The sequence below is a fragment of the Murdochiella massiliensis genome (assembly GCF_900059565.1).
GTDB classification, from domain to species: Bacteria; Bacillota; Clostridia; order Tissierellales; family Peptoniphilaceae; genus Murdochiella; species Murdochiella massiliensis.
Genome location: NZ_FIZW01000002.1, coordinates 333807 through 351061, shown reverse-complemented (window position 1 = coordinate 351061; position 17255 = coordinate 333807). Strand labels below are relative to the sequence as shown.

The window sequence follows — 17255 nt, the reverse complement described above, 5'->3', positions numbered from 1 at the left end:
ATGAAAACGGTATTGCTAAAATTCTCCGGTCCGTTGCAATCCTGGGGAACAAATTCCCATTTTAATATACGGCGAACGGATCTCTATCCGTCAAAAAGCGGCGTGTTGGGATTCGTGGCGGCGGCCTTTGGATTTCGGAGAGATCAGGACAAAGAAATTTGCGCGCTGCAGGCTTTAGATTTCGCTGTGCGTGTCGACCAGCCCGGCGTTCTTCTGCATGATTATCATACGGCACATACGTATAAGAATGATTTTTCTTTTGCGAAGACATATGTGACCCAGCGCTATTATTTGCAGGATGCCGTTTTTGTTGTCGCTTTGGGTCACGAAGATGACGCATGGATCGAGACGATACACGACGCCCTTTTGCATCCCTATTTTTCGTTGAGCATGGGAAGACGATCCGCTCCTGTACCGGCGGATTTTGTCTTGGGTGTGGTAAATGGAAGCGTCATTGAAACGCTTCACCACTTGCCTTGGCAGGCGACACCCTGGTATCAACGAAGAAATACGCCGCGTCTTGACCTGTATGCTGATGCATCTTTACTGGATAATGGTACAGAAATCATTCGTCAAGACACTATTGTTTCGTTGTCTCAAAAATCGCGTCAATACAAACCGCGTTTAGAAAAAACAACTTCCATTTTTCTGCCATATGAGAAGATAGTAACGGAGCATGATGCATTTCAAGCAGTGGGAGGGCAGGATGTATTTATCCAGAGTGGAAATTGATAGCCAAAACCGCAGAAAGATTAAAGACCTGACGCATGTTGGCGCCTACCATAATTGGGTGGAACAGAGTTTCCCGGAAGAACAAGTGGAAGGTGTACGCTCACGAAAGCTTTGGCGTATCGACTCCATCCGGGGTAAGCAATATCTTCTTCTTGTCAGTACTCAAAGGCCGGATCTGACGAGTTTGGAGCGCTACGGTGTAGAAGACAGTGCGGAAACCAAGGACTACGAGCCCTTTTTAGCACATTTGCGCGAAGGTCAGCGCTTCAGCTTTCGGATCACCTTGAATCCGGTCATTGCTTTGAGTGAAGGGGAGGGAAGGCGCGGACGCGTTGTTCCGCATGTAACAGTATCGCAACAGACGCAGTTTTTTCTCGATCGAACGAAAAAAAACGGATTTCACGTTGACGAAAAAGAATGTCAGCTTGTCGAGCGCGGTTATTCCTTGCTCAAACATGGTGGAGAAAAGCCGATACGCCTCAGTCGTGCAACTTTTGAAGGACGTCTAACGATTGTTGATCTGGAGACCTTCAAAGAGACGTTAACAAAAGGCATCGGGAAGAAAAAAGCCTATGGTTTCGGCCTTTTGACCATCATTCCGGAAACTCCTTTAGCATTATGAAGGAGGGCATGAAAAAAGCGCCGCTTCCCGCGTTACCGCGCGTGGAAGATCGTGTCAGTTTTCTTTATGTGGAACATGCCAAAGTGAATCGTCAGGATGGAGCCATTACCGTTGTGGATCAACGAGGCACCGTCTGTATTCCTGTTGCGATGATTGGTGTTCTTCTGCTCGGTCCGGGAACGGACATCAGCCATCGTGCGATGGAACTGATCGGAGATACGGGAACGGCAGTTCTCTGGGTCGGCGAACAAGGCGTACGCAATTATGCGCATGGTCGTGCACTGACTCATTCCTCTCGTTTTCTGGAAAAACAGGCAAAGTTGGTTTCCAATAGTCGAACACGTCTTACCGTAGCACGCAAGATGTACCAGATGCGTTTTACCGGGGAAGATGTTTCTTCATTAACCATGCAGCAGTTGCGAGGGCGTGAGGGTGCCCGTGTCCGTCGCGTATATCGTGAGCAGGCCAAGAGAACCGGTGTTGCTTGGACAAGACGCGATTATGATCCGGAACGTTTTCTGGAGGGTACGCCGATCAATCAGGCGCTGTCTGCCTCGAATGTTGCTTTGTACGGTCTCGTTTACAGTGTGATTGTTGCCTTAGGCCTTTCACCGGGTTTAGGCTTTGTTCATACCGGTCATGACTTATCGTTTGTCTATGACGTAGCAGATTTGTACAAAGCACAGTATTCCATTCCTACAGCATTTTCGGTGGTTTCCACTGTAAAAGCGGATGAGGACATCGGCAGGCTTACGCGGTTACGCATGCGAGATGCTTTTGCGGATGGCAAACTGCTTCTGAAGGTCGTTCGTGATGTACAGTATCTTTTAGATATTGCATCGGAAGATGAAGTAATGGCAGACGTTTTGTTCTTATGGGACGATCGTAACGAATTGGAAAAACATGGTGTAAACTATAGTGAGTTTAATAATGCCGCTGACCGTGATCACACTTAAAAATGTTCCGCCCTCTCTACGGGGTGATTTGACGAAATGGATGCAGGAAATTGCTACCGGTGTCTATATCGGAAATTTCAATCCGCGTATTCGTGAAAGGCTTTGGAATCGTATCTGCGAAAACACATCTATAGGGGAAGCGACGCTTTCCTATGCCACACGAAATGAAATTGGCTACACCTTCGAAACATTGCATACGAAACGGCAAGTGATTAACAATGAGGGGGTTCCACTCGTATTGCTTCCGGCCATGCCAACGAGTGCAAGAGAATCATCTTTTGGATTCAGTGAAGCCGCCAAACATCGGATGATAAAAAAGCAGACATCTGCTCGTGAGAGAAACAAAATTGTTCATTGCTATACGGTTATTGATGTGGAAACGGATGGTGTGGAAGTCAATACCAATCATCTGATTGAACTTGGCGCTGTGCGCATGGAGGGAGAGCAACAAAAAGAGTTTCATTGTCTGATTATCCATGATTCTCCTTTGCCACCTGCTATTACGCAACTAACCGGTATTTCTGATGGATTGTTACAATCAAAAGGAAAGTCATTAGAAAATGCACTACAGGAATTTGCAGCATTTGTTGGTGATACTCCTCTTGTGGGTTACAATATCGATTTTGATATGCGCTTTTTGCAAAAAGCATTTAGTGAAAGCCATTTGCCACCTCTTACAAATCGGACGTACGATATACTTCGCTTTGTGAAAAAAGAAAACATGTTCCTTGACAATTACAAATTGCAAACGGTCTTAGCGCACTATGGTATACAGGAGAGGGTGATCCATCGGGCGCTTGATGATGCTCGGCTGACGTATGAATTGTCGACGAAAGTGAATGAATATTTGCGTCGTTTAAAATAGGACTGGCTATTTTATGGGGATCTTTTACTGTCCTTCCCGCGCGAGCGGGGGTGATCCTCATCGATGCGATAAATGGTTTTAAGATAAGCAGTCCTTCCCGCGCGAGCGGGGGTGATCCCGTATAGTACGTGGGAAAGAAATCCCGGAATGAGTCCTTCCCGCGCGAGCGGGGGTGATCCTAAGGCCATTGCGGTATATCTGGATGACGTGAAGTCCTTCCCGCGCGAGCGGGGGGTGATCCCGATGGAGAAACAAACAGCCAACATCAGTGTGAGTCCTTCCCGCGCGAGCGGGGGTGATCCTGAAAACTCCGTCCTCTATTCCCAGTACAAAGGGTCCTTCCCGCGCGAGCGGGGGTGATCCTGTCGTGTCAGAGATCGTGTTGGCAGCCATCAAGTCCTTCCCGCGCGAGCGGGGGTGATCCTGCTTCAGCTTTCTTATCTTCATTGACGGGGCGGTCCTTCCCGCGCGAGCGGGGGTGATCCTGCCCTGTACATCGTCATACGTGATGTAATTTGGTCCTTCCCGCGCGAGCGGGGGTGATCCTGCTACAGATTTTTATGGCAATGCTATGGCAATGTCCTTCCCGCGCGAGCGGGGGTGATCCTGGGAAAACGACAGATCGTCTATGTCAGCCTGGGTCCTTCCCGCGCGAGCGGGGGTGATCCTGCGGACGGGAGCAAATCCATCCGAAGGGTTAAGTCCTTCCCGCGCGAGCGGGGGTGATCCTATACAAAATGGGCTAATTTTATGCAAGTTATAGTCCTTCCCGCGCGAGCGGGGGTGATCCCAGGAACAATTTACACCGAAAAGAACGCGGACAAGTCCTTCCCGCGCGAGCGGGGGTGATCCGAATCCGCATCCGCCGTTTGTGAGTTTGTAGACGTCCTTCCCGCGCGAGCGGGGGTGATCCTGAGGCGATAAAGAGACTTGGTGAAATGATGGAGTCCTTCCCGCGCGAGCGGGGGTGATCCCATCATTGGGGCGTATGGCGTTCCCATTTCTGCGTCCTTCCCGCGCGAGCGGGGGTGATCCTGCTCTTGGTTTCGTCGTGAAAGAAGATGCGTCGTCCTTCCCGCGCGAGCGGGGGTGATCCTACAACAAAAGCCGCCCGTATCGGCACGGCGGAGTCCTTCCCGCGCGAGCGGGGGTGATCCTATCCCGTCTCCATATTTAATCTGACACGGCCGGTCCTTCCCGCGCGAGCGGGGGTGATCCTAAGTGAGTACACCCGGTCAAAGGAATATCGTGGTCCTTCCCGCGCGAGCGGGGGTGATCCTAATCATGGGTAGTTCGCCGAAACAGACGGACGGTCCTTCCCGCGCGAGCGGGGGTGATCCTAATCATGGGTAGTTCGCCGAAACAGACGGACGGTCCTTCCCGCGCGAGCGGGGGTGATCCTAAGTGAGTACACCCGGTCAAAGGAATATCGTGGTCCTTCCCGCGCGAGCGGGGGTGATCCCGTCCCTTGGAAGCAACCAGCGGTTACAACATTAGTCCTTCCCGCGCGAGCGGGGGTGATCCCAAGGTCGTGCAGATTGCCGACGTTACCGATGGGTCCTTCCCGCGCGAGCGGGGGTGATCCTAAAAAAGGAGGTGATTTCCATCGCTACTACAGAAGCACAAAAAAGAGCGACAGCAAAGTGGCGCGCAAAAGCGACAAAAGCCTACAGCTTTCGGCTACGTTTTGATCACAACGCTGATTTTATTGCCTTCCTTGATAACAAAAAAGCGAGCAGGGCGCTAATAAAGAGGCCTTACGCGACGTAATGAAAAGAGAAAAAAATAATAAATGAAGTTTTTCTTATGTCGAGCCTTCTCGCGTGCAGTTTGCTTGAATGCGGGTATATATCAAACCAAAGAAAGAGAGGTGCCATGATGAAAGAAAATAGAATCGTTGTAAAAGCACCTTTCAAGGAAAGGTGGGAAGCCTTTAAGAAGGCGTATTACGAATGGGCACTGTACAATCAATACAAAGAGGACCCATATCCGGATTGGCATACGATTGGTTTAGAAGAACAACGTCGCACAATACCGACCCCGAGAACAGCAACAGAGTATGTCTATGCCAGCGCTAAAGCAGGCGCAATTGCAGATAGACTTTACTGGGCAGAGATGAAGGCAAGAAAGAAGCGCGTAAAAGCCAAAAAGAAGCGTCTAAGGGGAAATTTGAAGCGAACGTTTTTAGATCTGTTTTGATACGTAAATAGAAAAGAGATCGGAAAGCGTCCTGATTATGCATTGACCCCCTAAAGTTGGATTTTTTGGTCCAACTTTAGGGGGTCAGTGCAATTACAGGGTGCTTTTTTAGTGGGGAGGAAGTATGGCAAGTAAAAAAATAGGGATCTCTGTTGCGTTAACTAGGACACGATAAAACGAAACAAAGTCCTTTTTGTCCTTTTTACCTTGGAGAAGTAGCGGAGACGTGGTGAAAGGATTTTGAGAGGTTGAAAGGAAATAAAAGAAAATCCCGGATCACTGCAGGCTAAAGGAATCGAAAAAATATCTCAAGAGTGAACAAACATTACTTTTAGGAGAATGTATCCTAAATTCACAAAACACAAAAAAGGGAACACGGGTTTGTATCAAATCATTACAATTTTATGTCCGAAAATCGGGAATCGACAAAAAGAGGCTACAATTTTGCATTGTAGGATGGTAATTTGTATCCGAAAATGAGGAAACGAAGAAAAAAGGACACAGATAATTCAGAGAAATGGCGGTTTTTGTGTCCGAAAATAAAGAAAAGCCAAAAAAGGGACACACTTTTCCGACATTGGCCCGACATTTTCGTGTCCGAAAAATGCAAATTCTCGAAAAAAGGACACAAAATCGCCTCGAATACCGGTATTCCTGTGTCCGAAAATAAAGAAAAGCCAAAATAAGGACACACTTTTCCGGATTCATCCGCCAGAGGTGTGTCCGAAAATACAAAATCGCAAAAAAGGGACATAAAACCCGGTCCCTGCCAACATCTTCAGCCCCCGCCAACATCTTCGGCCTCTACCCAACATCTTCAACCCCTGCCAAACATCTCCACCCCTGCCCATCAGTAGCCCACACCCCCAACTCCACCCATCGCCCGGCTATGTTAAAATAACGCCATACGGTGTCACAGCATGCTCCTAACCAACAACCAAAAGCCAACCATGACACCAACAACCGATGACGAAGAACCTGATGGCAGGCAAAACGCCATCCATCGCTTACCAACAAACAAAACAGCAAGATACGGGAACAGCAAGATACGGTATAAAGGAAAGGAGGCCACCGTGCGGAAGTGTACGATGCGGCTCTATACGGAGAAAGAGGGGAAAGAAGTCGCGGTTTCGAAAGAGACGACCTTTGCGCAGTGCGCGGAAAAAATGGAAGAGAAAGCGCTTGGACGCATTGTTTTGGCGCGGGTAGAAAATCATCTGTTTGAGCTGACGCAGCCGATTCCGGAGGAAGCGGAAGAGATCGTGTTGATGGATACGACGGATACGGACGGCTATCGGGTGTATATGCGCACGCTTTCCTTCGTTTTTTTGGAGGCCATTGATCGCCTTTTTCCGGATACACATACAGTGATTGAACATTCCATTTCCGGCGGCCTGTATTGCGTGCTGCATCGCAACGGACACGTATTCATGATGGATACGAGACAGCGCGACGAGCTGAAAGCGGAAATGCGCAAAATCATTGAGGCCGACATCCCGATTGTGCGCGAAAACATGACCTATGAAGAGGCAAAGCAGCTGTTTCGTACACTGGGACGCGCGGATAAAGTGGACCTTTATGCACAGCAGAAGGGCAAGCGTGTGGCGGTGTATCGCATGGGTAATGCGGTGGATTCCTTCTTCGGCTATATGGCACCTTCCAGCGGATATGTTTCCGTCTTTGACCTGGAACTGTTTGATCATGGCCTTGTGCTTCTCGGCGTGGATCGACACGATAAGGGACGGGTTAACAATTTCATTCCGACCTATTTGCTCTCCGACACCTATAATGAAGCGGAAGACTGGGCGGATCGGCAGGGCATCTATACCGTGGCACAGCTCAATCGCAGCATCCAAAACGGGACCATCGGCGACGTCTGTCGCATGAATGAAGCCCTTCTGGATCATAAAATCATGCATATTGCGGAAGACATTGTCTTAAAAAACAAACGCATTGTGCTCATTGCCGCACCGTCATCGTCCGGGAAGACCAGCTTCGCTTATAAGCTGATGACATCGCTTCGCGTGTTGGGCAAACGGCCGGTGGCGATTTCGCTGGATGACTATTTTGTCGATCGGGAAAATACGCCCTTGGACGAAAATGGCGAGCCGGATTTTGAAGCGCTGGAAGCCATTGACTTACGAACCTTTAACGCGGATATGCGCGCTCTGCTCACCGGTGAGGAAATTGAACGCATCCGCTTTGACTTTGTGGCCGGCAAGCGTGTGCATACCGATGAGCGGATTCGCCTCGGCGCGGATGAACCGGTTCTTCTGGAAGGCATCCACGGGCTTAACCCCAAGCTCAGTGCGGAAGTGGACAACCGATATAAATACCGCATCGCGCTAAGCGTCATTACACAGATCAATCTGGACGCACACAATCGCATTCCTACGACGGATCTGCGTCTCATGCGGCGCATGGCGCGCGATTTGCAGTTCCGTGGGCGGGACGTGCGCGAAACAATCCGCACGTGGCCGGATGTGCGCCGCGGAGAGGACCGCAACATCTTTCCGTATTCCGAGTTGGCCGATGTTATGTTCAACTCTTCCTTTGTCTATGAAATTGCGGCACTTAAGCCGATCTTGGAACAACATCTTCGGGGCATCGGCGAAGAGGAGCCTGAACGCATTGAAGCCGTGCGTATTCTATCGTTATTGCAGTATTTTCTCCCGTTAACGGATACTTCTGATGTGGTAAATACGTCGATCTTGCGCGAATTTATCGGAGGAAGCAAGTTGGTATAATCACGCTCTGTTATCCGGCGGAAACAAGACATGTTAAAAACGGGAACCGATGGAAACGAGCCTCGTCAAAAACGAGATCCGGCGGAAACGAGACAAAATAAAAACGAGCCTCGTCAAAGATGAGCCTCGCCAGAAACGAGCCCGTCGGAATTGAGAAAGGAAAACCATGAACGAAAATGCAATAAAAGAAACGGCGACAAGGACGATCAGCCCCACGCCGCGTATTTTGACTATGCAGGATATTTCCAGTGTGGGGCAGTGCTCCCTGACCGTGGCTTTGCCCATTCTTTCCGTGTGTGGAATCGAAACGTGCCCGTTGCCGTCGGCAGTTCTTTCCACGCACACGGGCTTTCCCGATTTTACCTTTCGCGATCTGACGGAAGATATTCCGTCCATGATGGTGCATTGGCAAAAGCAGGGACTTTTTTTCGATGCCCTGTATACGGGCTATCTCGGAAATATCCGGCAAATCGAGCTCGTCAAGGCGTTGGCACAAAATGTCCTTAACGCAGGAGCAAAAACGTTCATTGATCCGGCTATGGCCGATAACGGAAAGCTGTATGTCGGCTTTGATCAGACTTTCGTGGACGCTATGAAAACTCTTCCTGCGGTCAGTGACGTGCTGTTGCCCAATATCACCGAAGCATGCTTACTGACCGATACGTCGTATCGCGAAGACGGGGATGCGGCATGGATGCAGAGCTTGGCTGAAAAGCTGCTTGCTTTGGGTGCGAAAAATGTAGTGTTAACCGGCGTCACCACGGAACCGGGAAAAACCGGCGTGCTGGTCATGGGCGAAGCCGGAGAAGAGGTCTATACGCATCGCCATCTGGAACCGGGAACCCACGGGACAGGGGATATTTTTGCCTCGGTATTCGTCGGCGCATTTTTACGCGGAAAAACGCTCGGCGAAGCGGCAAAGATTGCTGCCGATTTTACCCTTCTGGCCGTGGAAGAAACGCATGAGGATTCCGATCATTGGTACGGTGCGCGTTTTGAGCCCGTTTTGGGGCGGTTAGTGCAGATGCTTGAATCGTAGGCGAATACTACGCCTGCGCTTCCAAGATCTCGCGCCACTCGCCAAGTCGGCTTTCCTCTTCCGGAGAGAGGCGGGGATATTGCGGATTCATTTGCTCCAAGGTTTCCCGCACGATTTGTGAAACGAGAAGACGGGAGAACCACTTGTGATCCGCAGGGATGACATACCAGGGACACGTTTTGGTGGATGTTTTTAGCAGTGCTCTCTCATACAGCTTTTGATATTCGTCCCAATGCTCCCGTTCGGCAATATCGCCGGCAGAAAACTTCCAGTTTTTGTCCTTTTCTTCAATGCGTGCGAGAAGACGTTGACGCTGTTCTTCCTCGGAGATATGCAGGAAAAATTTTACGATGTGGTAGCCCTGCTCGTATAGATAGCGTTCCCAATCGCCGATTTGCCGATAGCGTTCTTTCCAGATCGGCTTCTCCAATACAAAGTCGGGAAGTTGCTGGTTGTCGACCAGGTTATGCAGCTGCGCTACGACCACTTCTTCATAGTGTGATCGGTTGAATATGCCGATTTCGCCACGGCGGGGTAGAGCACGGTTGATACGCCAAAGATAATCACGATCCAACTCTTCGCTGGAGGGCTGCTTAAACGACACCACATGCGTACCCTGAGGATTCAGCCCGCGCATGACATGTTTGATGCATCCGTCTTTTCCGGCGGCATCCATGGCTTGAAAGACCAGAATGAGCGCCTGCTTGTTTTCAGCATAGAGTTTTTGCTGCCAGATGAACATTTCTTCCTGATTGGCATGCAATGCAGCTTGCCCTTCTTTTTTCTTCCATCCCTGTCGATCACAGGGATCGTGCTTGGCCAGGGAAAATGCGTCTCCTTCGACCAAATAGCGCTTCGTGTCCAATGTTTTTTGTTCACTCATCATGGTTTCCTTTTCTGTGTTCATGGTTTCTCCTTTGCGTAGTGTTCTTTTTGTGTTCATTGTATTGCTTATCCGTGCTCCTCTTCGCGTATGCGAATGGCATGAGCATTTTGCACGGCATGCCGACGTACCAGTATGCCGATGAGGAGCGTGAAGAGGAAAGCCAGCGCGTAGGATGCGCGATAATTTTCCGGATTGCCGATCAATGCGTCAATTTGCAGTCCGTCCTCCGCGTGCAAAATATAGGAGGTGGCGATAAAGCAGGTTGCCAACATGGGCAAAAAAGCCACCCAATAGTTTTTATAGTGTGCATGGAGGTAAACACTCGCCATGGCCAGACCGAACGTCGCCACCACCTGACTGAGAAAGCCGTAATAGCGCCATAACCGCGAAAAACCGTAGACATTGGTTTTGGCCAGAACGAGAAGAAAAAGAGCGGGGAGAAAAACGCAAACAGTCGTCACAAATCGCTTCCACGGGCGCCGCTGATTCACGTGAAAAATTTCGCCAAGGATCAGACGAATGGCACGAAATACGGTGTCGCCTGTTGTGATGGGCAAAATGAAAAGACAGAGGAAGGCGAAAATACTTCCCCATCCACCCAAGAATTCACGAGAAACGGCACGAACGAGCGCTACCGGCTCAAGCGTGTTTACCAGGTTCGGATGACGTACGAAGAGAATCATCGCGCCGCCCGCCCAGCACATGGATAGAAATCCTTCCGCCAACATGGTGTAAAAAAAGACGGCACGGCCGTCGGATTCCTTACAAACCGTGCGGGCAACCAGCGTACTTTGGCTCGCATGCAAACCCGAAAGAATCGCGTGTGCAAGCGTGATAAAAAGGATCGGAAGGACGGGCCCCTGCTCAGGAAGACCGAGATTCGTCCTCTCGGTGATTTCCGGAAGAGTACGGAGACCATCCCGTAAAATGCCGATAAAAAGCGCCAGAGTGGTCACAAAGAAAACGATGCTGAAGAGCGGATAAATGCGACCGATAGTGCGGTCGATAGGGAATAGCGTCGTCACGATGAAGTACACCAGAAGCATTGCATAGAGCAGAAAATATATGCCGGCGCCTTGCGACAGAGAAGCCGGAAACGATTGGCCGACGTAATCGCCGGTAGTATAGAGCAGCACCACGCCGGTCGAAAACAGCAGAGCCATCAGCAAAACGAGAAAGATGCGTGCAATGCCCAGACCAAGATACTTCTCCATCAGGCGCGGCATTTGCATTCCACGATTTCGCATAGCAATCATACCGCTAAGATAATTGTGTACGGCACCGCCGAAGATATTGGCCACAGGAATCAGCAAAAAGGCAATGGGGCCGAACAGGACGGCCTGAATGGAACCGAGGATGACCCCGGTTCCGGTGATGCTTAACAGCTCGATGAGGGCATTTTTCCACGTCGGCATACCGGTAAAATCAATGCCGTCCGCACGGGCAATCGCCGGCGTGAGGCGATCATCCGGAGAAAACAGACGTTCGATAAAAAGCGCATACACAGCACCACCGAGGACAAGAATCAATAAGCCGCAAAGGAAGGTGATCATGGGCACTCTCCTTCGTCGTTCGGATGCGCTTCGTCAAGATCATGGTGTTGTACGTTACGGGACAGCTCCAGAATGCCCTGTAAAAACGTACGATAACTTTCCCTTAACGAGATATCCGTCAACCATTGACTGTGGGAGTCCAACATTTCCGCTTCCCGTTTTTCATCGCGGACGGGCTTGCCCGTCGCCTTTTTCCACTCGCCAATGGCTCGTGAGATCTGCATACGTTCTTCAAAAAGACGTGCCATTTGCCGATCGATGGCATCGATTTGGCGACGCATCGCATTCAGCGTTTCGGGAGAAGACGGCAAATCCATAGTGTCCGCTTTATTTTCGTTCATCTTCGCGTTCTCTGTGTTTTCCGCCATGTCGTCTCCTTTTTTCTTTATGGGTTTTCGCTTATTATAGCATTGTTGGTATAGAGAAGACCGCGACAACGCGACAGGAGGGAAGGGAAAAAAGGATGATGAAAAATACCTCATTACGACGAAAGCTATGGATCGGCTTGTCCCTATTCCTTATGCTCTTTTTCCATTTTCTTCCCCCGTTTCCGGGAATGTCCGAAAGTGCGATGACGGTATTGGGGCTATTTGTCGGTGTCTTGTTGCTCTGGCTTTTTGTGGCCATTGACTGGCCGTCTCTGGTTCTGCTTGCCGGCCTGATGACTGTGCCGGAATGGAAGACGGCGGACGTCTTTGCCGCCTCCTTCGGTAGCCCGACGGTTCTCTTTTTGCTTTTTACCTTTATTCTGACGCACGCGCTGGCGGAAACCGGCATTCTTCGTCGCATTGCCGTCGCGTTTATTACTTGCCGACCCGCAAGGCGAGGACCATGGCATTTTGTGACACTGTACTTTGCCGGCATTCTCTTTCTCGGTTGTTTTATTTCGCCCACGGTGCTTTTCTTTTTGTATCTGCCCATGTTGGAAGAAATCTATGCGGTACTCGGCTGGAAGAAAGGCGATTCCGCTGCAGCAATGCTCATGATGGGAACCGTGATCATGACGGGCATCTCTTCCGGAATGACGCCCATTGCCCATGTATTCCCGCTCATTGCCATGAATGCCTATGAAGTATATGCCGGCGTGCCGGTGAACGTGGTTCATTATCTTCTGCTTGCGATTCCCGTCGGTCTCGTCACGGCGGCTGCTATACTTCTGGTTTTTCGTTTTCTTCTTCGCCCGGACATGCATGCTTTTCATCCGGACCGTGCGAAAAACTTAAAAGAACAGCTTGTCCCAGAAAAAAACGCAGCGGATGTTTCGGTGACGGCTGCATCGAGAGAACGTGCTTTGTCCACGGCGTCAATCCCCGGCGAAACGCGTCGTGCGCGCATGATCGTCGGCATCTTTCTCTTTGTGCTCTTTTTATGGATTGCTCCGGATCTTCTCGTTCGTGTTTTGCCGATGGAAGGCTTACAACGCTTCTTTGCCGCTCTTCATCGTCTCGGTCCGGCATTTCCGCCGCTTCTCGGCTGCGTGTTGCTGGCCATGCTTTCCATCGACGGCGAACCCTTGCTTTCTCTGGAAAAAGCGTTTCGTGAAGGCATCGCCTGGCCGGCGATTCTTATGTGTGCCGGAACCGGCGCGCTGGGCTGGGCATTGACACAGCCATCCATCGGGTGGAGCGAATGGCTTTCCGCACAGTTGTCGCCTTTGGCTTCATCCTTTTCCCCGGCACTGCTCTTTTTCTTTTTTGCCCTCTGGGCCTCTTTACAGACCAATATTTCCTCCAATATGGTCACCGCAACCGTCGTCAGTGCGGCTGCGATCGGCGCGTTGCCTAAACTGTCCGGCATTTCCGGCGAACTTCTTCTCGCGATGATCGGCATGCTAAGCGCCTACGCCTTTGCGACTCCACCGGCTATGCCGTGCGTTGCCATAGCGGGTTCGAGCGGATGGACCACTGCGCGCCGGATGATGCGCTACGGCTTTTTAGCCATGCTCATCGGGGTAGTTGTTGCAAGCGCATGGGCCTGCTGTCTGAATACGTTGTTTCTCGGTTAAAATGGATTATTCGTGTTCCGGACGGGCTTTTGCGGCAATCTCTTGACGTGCTTCATCCATCTCGGGCTGTATCCGTGTTCCGGACAAGCTTTCGGATGTCTCCAAAAAAAGAGGAGAAAAAAAGCAGGATAGGCTTGACAAATGATTTTCCCTCGCGTATAGTATCCACAACTTCATAACAAACCAGCAGAAGAGAAGAGTACTTTCGAAAGAAGCGTTACAGAGAAGCCCGGTAGCTGAGAAGGGCGCGTGGGAGTCGAGAGGAACATGGCCTCGGATGGGACAATTCGATCTTAGGGTTGTACGGGAACTCCCGTTATAGAGTTAGAGCATGATTGTGCTTGAAGGTGCGCATCGTTGGATGCGAAGTAAGGTGGTACCGCGGAAATTTTTTCGTCCTTTGTCGTTGACAAGGGGCGTTTTTTAATGCCATCCGCAAAGAAGAACCGGTCGTAAAGTGCAGGCCGGAAAAGAGAAAGGAGGAACGCATGATTTGTGTAGAACACGTCAGTAAACAATTTTCCGCCGACAACGGTGTACTGCACGCTGTGCGTGATGTGTCCTTTGAAGTAAATGAAGGCGAAATTTTCGGAATTATCGGCTTAAGCGGTGCCGGAAAATCCACACTGGTTCGGTTGTTAAACCGTCTTGAGGAGCCGACATCCGGCCGCATTATCATTGACGGGGTGAATGTGACCGATCTCAATCCGCAGGAACTGTTAACGGCTCGAAAAGACATCGGCATGATTTTTCAGTCGTTCAATCTTTTCCGACAGAAAAGCATACGCAAGAACATCGCCTATCCCATGCAGATTGCCGGTTGGAGTAAAGAAAAGACGAACGCCAGAACGGAAGAGTTGCTGCAGTTTATCGGCCTTGCCGATCGTGCAAACGCCTATCCGTCCGAACTCTCCGGTGGTCAACAACAGCGCGTGGCGATTGCCCGGGCGATGGCTCTGCAGCCCAAGATCCTGCTATCCGATGAAGGAACCTCGGCGCTCGATCCGAAAAACACGGCTTCCATTCTGGAACTGCTTCGTGATCTGGCACAGACTTATAAGACGACCATCATCATGATTACGCACCAGATGGAAGTCGCAAAGGAGATATGTGATCGCATCGCCGTGATGGCGGACGGGGAGATCGTCGAAATGGGCACGACACGGGATCTCTTTTTTCAGCCGAAGCATCCCGTAACCAAGTCGTTTATTTCCAAGTTGCAGGATGCCGACGAATTCGACTTTCTGCGCAATCGCGAGTTTACCGGAGACGTCGTCAAGCTCACTTATCGAAAGGAAAACATTCAGCACTCGCTGATTGCCGATGTGTTGAAACAGATTCCGGTAGGCATATCCATTTTATCGGCGAACATTGATACGTTCCGTCAGGGCGAAATCGGCTATACAATCATTGAACTGACGGGCTCGGAGGCCGACCGAATGTGCGCCTTGGATGCCTTTCGAAAACAAGTGGATGTGGAGGTGATGAAATAATGACCGAAATTCTCACGCAGGCCACGCTCGAAACATTGTACATGGTCTTTTTCGGCGCCGCCTTTGCCTTTATCCTGGGCACGCCGATCGGCATTCTGCTCTATCTGACGCAAAAGGGAGGCCTGTCGGAAAAGCCCGCTCTGTATCGCGTGGTGGACGCCATTGTTAATATTGCCCGATCCATCCCATACGTTATTTTGATGATTTTGCTCATCCCGGTGACGCGCGCGATCATCGGAACGGCCATCGGATCGACAGCGACGATTTTTTCTCTTGCCGCTTCGGCAGCACCGTTTTTTGCCCGTCTGGTAGAGACCGCATTGAATGAGGTGGATGGCGGAATTTTGGAAGCCGCGAAGGCGATGGGATCCACCAATCGCCAGATCATCTTTCAGGTGCTTCTTCCGGAGGCGCTTCCGAGCCTCATCCAAGCCATGACCACCACCATCATTAACCTCATCGGTTATACGGCCATGGCAGGCGCCCTCGGCGGCGGCGGTCTGGGCGCGGTGGCGCAACGTTACGGCTACTACCGACGTCAGGAAGATCTGCTATGGGCTTCCGTCATCGTCATCGTCGTGGTCGTGCAGCTTATTCAACTTGCGGGCAATACACTTGCCCGATCCATAGATAAACGGTAATGAAGAAGAAACAAACGAAAACGGAACGAAACGAAAGAGCACTCGGGCGGTATGGTTGCCGGAAGGGTGCTGAACAAAAAGGAGAACATCATGAAAAAAACACTTTTAGCCCTACTTTTTGCACTGACGCTTATCTTTACGGCTTGCGGAAATTCCGCTTCGAACAATGACGAATCAAAAGAAGCGCAGAATGTTGCCCCGGATTCCTCAGCTACGCAGGAAGCCTCGACCGGTACGGAACAACAGACGATTAAAATCGGCGTCAGCCCGGTTCCGCATGCGGAAATCGTGGAAGCGGTGAAAGATAATCTTGCTAAGCGCGGAATTAACCTGGAAATCGTCACGTTTGATGACTACGTCATTCCTAACCAGGCGCTTGCCAGCGGCGAGATCGACGCCAACTTCTTCCAACACCTGCCGTATCTGGATGCCTTCAAGAAAGAAAATAATCTGAAATTGGTCAGCATCGGCGCTGTCCATCTGGAACCGCTGGCTGCGTATTCCGCCAAATACAAAACGTTGGAAGAACTGCCGGAAGGTGCCAAGGTTCTCATCCCGAACGATGTTTCCAACGGTGCGCGTGCGCTGCTGTTGCTGGCAAAACACAATCTCATCAAATTGGATGATCCGACCAACATCAACGTCACCGAAGCCAATATCACGGAAAACCCCAAGAAGTTGACCTTCGTTCCCATGGAAGCGGCCGCTCTGGCGCGCACTTATCAGGATGCGGATCTCGCGTTGATCAACTCCAATTATGCGCTGGAAGAAAACCTCAATCCGATTAAAGACAATCTGGTGATCGAAGACAAAGACAGCCCCTATGCCAATATTATTGCCGTTCGTGAAGGGGAAGAGAACGAAGAGAAATTCAAGATTCTGATGGAAGAATTGCAGTCCGAGACCGTGAAGAAGTTCATCAACGACAAGTACCAGGGTGCTATCGTTCCGGCATTCTAGAGCAATCAATTTCATATCAAAACAAAAAGGCGGTCGCTCATGCGACCGCCTTTTTCTGTAAGCTCCGGAAAACACCCTTTACATTCGGCATTCTTCTCATTATGCTGAACAGTATAATACAGAATATATGCAAACGCGAAGAGAGGAGAGTGTGATGAAAGTCGTCGACACGAAAAAAGCACCGGGAGCCATCGGCCCCTATGCACAGGCACAAATTACGGGAAATCTGGTGTATACTTCGGGACAGCTTCCGGTCAATCCGGAAACCGGCGAGATGCCGAAGACGATTGAAGAGCAGACGAAACAGAGTTGCGAGAACGTAAAAGCAATTTTGGAAGCCGCGGGAACGGATCTGACGCACGTGGTGAAGACCCTTTGCTTCCTTGCTGATATCAACGATTTTGCCGCCTTTAATGCGGTGTACGCGGACTATTTCACGAATACACCGGCCAGAAGTTGCATCGCCGTGAAGGATATTCCCAAAGGAGCTCTTTGCGAGATTGAGGTTATTGCAGAGATTTAAGGATGATTGAGGTCATCGCGGAGATGGAAGCGCA

General features: G+C 50.4%; 15 protein-coding genes, 1 CRISPR repeat array and 1 other annotated feature. Of the genes, 12 read left to right on the top strand and 3 right to left on the bottom strand.

Annotated elements, in window-relative coordinates:
* The 7 genes from cas5e (at position 1) to BN3910_RS03185 (ending at position 9160) form a co-directional block, all read left to right on the top strand.
* Entirely contained in the window at positions 1-732 is a 732-nt protein-coding gene (cas5e, locus tag BN3910_RS03220) for a type I-E CRISPR-associated protein Cas5/CasD (RefSeq protein ID WP_066924260.1), read from the top strand.
* Entirely contained in the window at positions 707-1354 is a 648-nt protein-coding gene (cas6e, locus tag BN3910_RS03215; protein ID WP_066924258.1) for a type I-E CRISPR-associated protein Cas6/Cse3/CasE, read from the top strand. The genes cas5e and cas6e overlap by 26 nt, the downstream gene beginning before the upstream one ends.
* A gap of 8 nt (positions 1355-1362) precedes the next feature.
* On the top strand, positions 1363-2310 hold the full coding sequence (gene cas1e / locus BN3910_RS03210; RefSeq protein ID WP_231862181.1) for a type I-E CRISPR-associated endonuclease Cas1e: 948 nt from the start codon (positions 1363-1365) through the stop codon (positions 2308-2310).
* A gap of 28 nt (positions 2311-2338) precedes the next feature.
* The gene (gene cas2e, locus BN3910_RS03205; RefSeq protein ID WP_231862180.1) at positions 2339-3175 is read left to right on the top strand and encodes a type I-E CRISPR-associated endoribonuclease Cas2e; all 837 of its coding nucleotides are present in this window, start codon (positions 2339-2341) and stop codon (positions 3173-3175) included.
* A 29-nt stretch (positions 3176-3204) separates the two neighbouring features.
* A CRISPR array of direct repeats spans positions 3205-4760; the repeat unit is 28 nt; unit sequence GTCCTTCCCGCGCGAGCGGGGGTGATCC.
* Positions 4761-5050: 290 nt separating this feature from the next.
* Positions 5051-5374, top strand: a complete 324-nt coding sequence (locus BN3910_RS03200) for a hypothetical protein (protein ID WP_066924252.1) — start codon at positions 5051-5053, stop codon at positions 5372-5374.
* A 1073-nt stretch (positions 5375-6447) separates the two neighbouring features.
* Positions 6448-8121, top strand: coding sequence for a nucleoside kinase (locus tag BN3910_RS03190; RefSeq protein ID WP_187367682.1), 1674 nt, complete (start codon positions 6448-6450; stop codon positions 8119-8121).
* A 166-nt stretch (positions 8122-8287) separates the two neighbouring features.
* Positions 8288-9160: a pyridoxamine kinase gene (locus tag BN3910_RS03185; protein ID WP_066924246.1), complete on the top strand. Its 873-nt coding sequence runs from the start codon at positions 8288-8290 to the stop codon at positions 9158-9160.
* Between the two features lie 7 nt (positions 9161-9167).
* Here BN3910_RS03185 and BN3910_RS03180 read toward each other — a convergent pair whose 3' ends face one another.
* Genes BN3910_RS03180 through BN3910_RS03170 form a run of 3 tightly spaced genes read right to left on the bottom strand, consistent with a single transcriptional unit; the run spans position 9168 to position 11967 of the window.
* Positions 9168-10067, bottom strand: a complete 900-nt coding sequence (locus tag BN3910_RS03180) for a polyphosphate kinase 2 family protein (protein ID WP_197457221.1) — start codon at positions 10065-10067, stop codon at positions 9168-9170.
* 44 nt (positions 10068-10111) lie between these two features.
* Positions 10112-11599, bottom strand: coding sequence for a carbon starvation CstA family protein (locus BN3910_RS03175; RefSeq protein ID WP_066924244.1), 1488 nt, complete (start codon positions 11597-11599; stop codon positions 10112-10114).
* Positions 11596-11967: a chorismate mutase gene (locus tag BN3910_RS03170; protein WP_066924242.1), complete on the bottom strand. Its 372-nt coding sequence runs from the start codon at positions 11965-11967 to the stop codon at positions 11596-11598. The genes BN3910_RS03175 and BN3910_RS03170 overlap by 4 nt, the downstream gene beginning before the upstream one ends.
* A gap of 95 nt (positions 11968-12062) precedes the next feature.
* Between BN3910_RS03170 and BN3910_RS03165 the strand changes: the two genes are divergently transcribed.
* The 5 genes from BN3910_RS03165 to BN3910_RS03145 all read left to right on the top strand — a co-directional run bounded on the left by BN3910_RS03165 (position 12063) and on the right by BN3910_RS03145 (position 17221).
* A complete protein-coding gene (locus tag BN3910_RS03165) occupies positions 12063-13604 on the top strand; it encodes an SLC13 family permease (protein WP_066924240.1) in 1542 nt (513 codons plus the stop codon).
* 178 nt (positions 13605-13782) lie between these two features.
* Positions 13783-14008, top strand: a binding site (T-box leader).
* A gap of 84 nt (positions 14009-14092) precedes the next feature.
* Positions 14093-15097 carry a methionine ABC transporter ATP-binding protein gene (locus BN3910_RS03160; RefSeq protein ID WP_066924238.1) on the top strand — a complete coding sequence of 335 codons (1005 nt, stop codon included), beginning with the start codon at positions 14093-14095 and terminating at the stop codon, positions 15095-15097.
* Positions 15097-15738: a methionine ABC transporter permease gene (locus tag BN3910_RS03155; protein WP_066924236.1), complete on the top strand. Its 642-nt coding sequence runs from the start codon at positions 15097-15099 to the stop codon at positions 15736-15738. Before BN3910_RS03160 ends, BN3910_RS03155 begins: the two co-directional genes overlap by 1 nt.
* A gap of 90 nt (positions 15739-15828) precedes the next feature.
* Entirely contained in the window at positions 15829-16698 is an 870-nt protein-coding gene (locus BN3910_RS03150; protein ID WP_066926154.1) for a MetQ/NlpA family ABC transporter substrate-binding protein, read from the top strand.
* Positions 16699-16852: 154 nt separating this feature from the next.
* Positions 16853-17221, top strand: coding sequence for a RidA family protein (locus BN3910_RS03145; RefSeq protein ID WP_066924234.1), 369 nt, complete (start codon positions 16853-16855; stop codon positions 17219-17221).
* Positions 17222-17255: the final 34 nt, after the last annotated feature.

What these genes read in the sequence shown, in the direction of transcription:
- cas5e (WP_066924260.1), top strand. Translation starts at nt 1, where the DNA reads ATGAAAACGGTATTGCTAAAATTCTCCGGTCCGTTGCAATCCTGGGGA.
- cas6e (WP_066924258.1), top strand. Translation starts at nt 707, where the DNA reads ATGTATTTATCCAGAGTGGAAATTGATAGCCAAAACCGCAGAAAGATT.
- cas1e (WP_231862181.1), top strand. Translation starts at nt 1,363, where the DNA reads ATGAAAAAAGCGCCGCTTCCCGCGTTACCGCGCGTGGAAGATCGTGTC.
- BN3910_RS03200 (WP_066924252.1), top strand. Translation starts at nt 5,051, where the DNA reads ATGATGAAAGAAAATAGAATCGTTGTAAAAGCACCTTTCAAGGAAAGG.
- BN3910_RS03185 (WP_066924246.1), top strand. Translation starts at nt 8,288, where the DNA reads ATGAACGAAAATGCAATAAAAGAAACGGCGACAAGGACGATCAGCCCC.
- BN3910_RS03180 (WP_197457221.1), bottom strand. Translation starts at nt 10,067, where the DNA reads ATGAACACAGAAAAGGAAACCATGATGAGTGAACAAAAAACATTGGAC.
- BN3910_RS03175 (WP_066924244.1), bottom strand. Translation starts at nt 11,599, where the DNA reads ATGATCACCTTCCTTTGCGGCTTATTGATTCTTGTCCTCGGTGGTGCT.
- BN3910_RS03170 (WP_066924242.1), bottom strand. Translation starts at nt 11,967, where the DNA reads ATGGCGGAAAACACAGAGAACGCGAAGATGAACGAAAATAAAGCGGAC.
- BN3910_RS03165 (WP_066924240.1), top strand. Translation starts at nt 12,063, where the DNA reads ATGATGAAAAATACCTCATTACGACGAAAGCTATGGATCGGCTTGTCC.
- BN3910_RS03160 (WP_066924238.1), top strand. Translation starts at nt 14,093, where the DNA reads ATGATTTGTGTAGAACACGTCAGTAAACAATTTTCCGCCGACAACGGT.
- BN3910_RS03155 (WP_066924236.1), top strand. Translation starts at nt 15,097, where the DNA reads ATGACCGAAATTCTCACGCAGGCCACGCTCGAAACATTGTACATGGTC.
- BN3910_RS03150 (WP_066926154.1), top strand. Translation starts at nt 15,829, where the DNA reads ATGAAAAAAACACTTTTAGCCCTACTTTTTGCACTGACGCTTATCTTT.
- BN3910_RS03145 (WP_066924234.1), top strand. Translation starts at nt 16,853, where the DNA reads ATGAAAGTCGTCGACACGAAAAAAGCACCGGGAGCCATCGGCCCCTAT.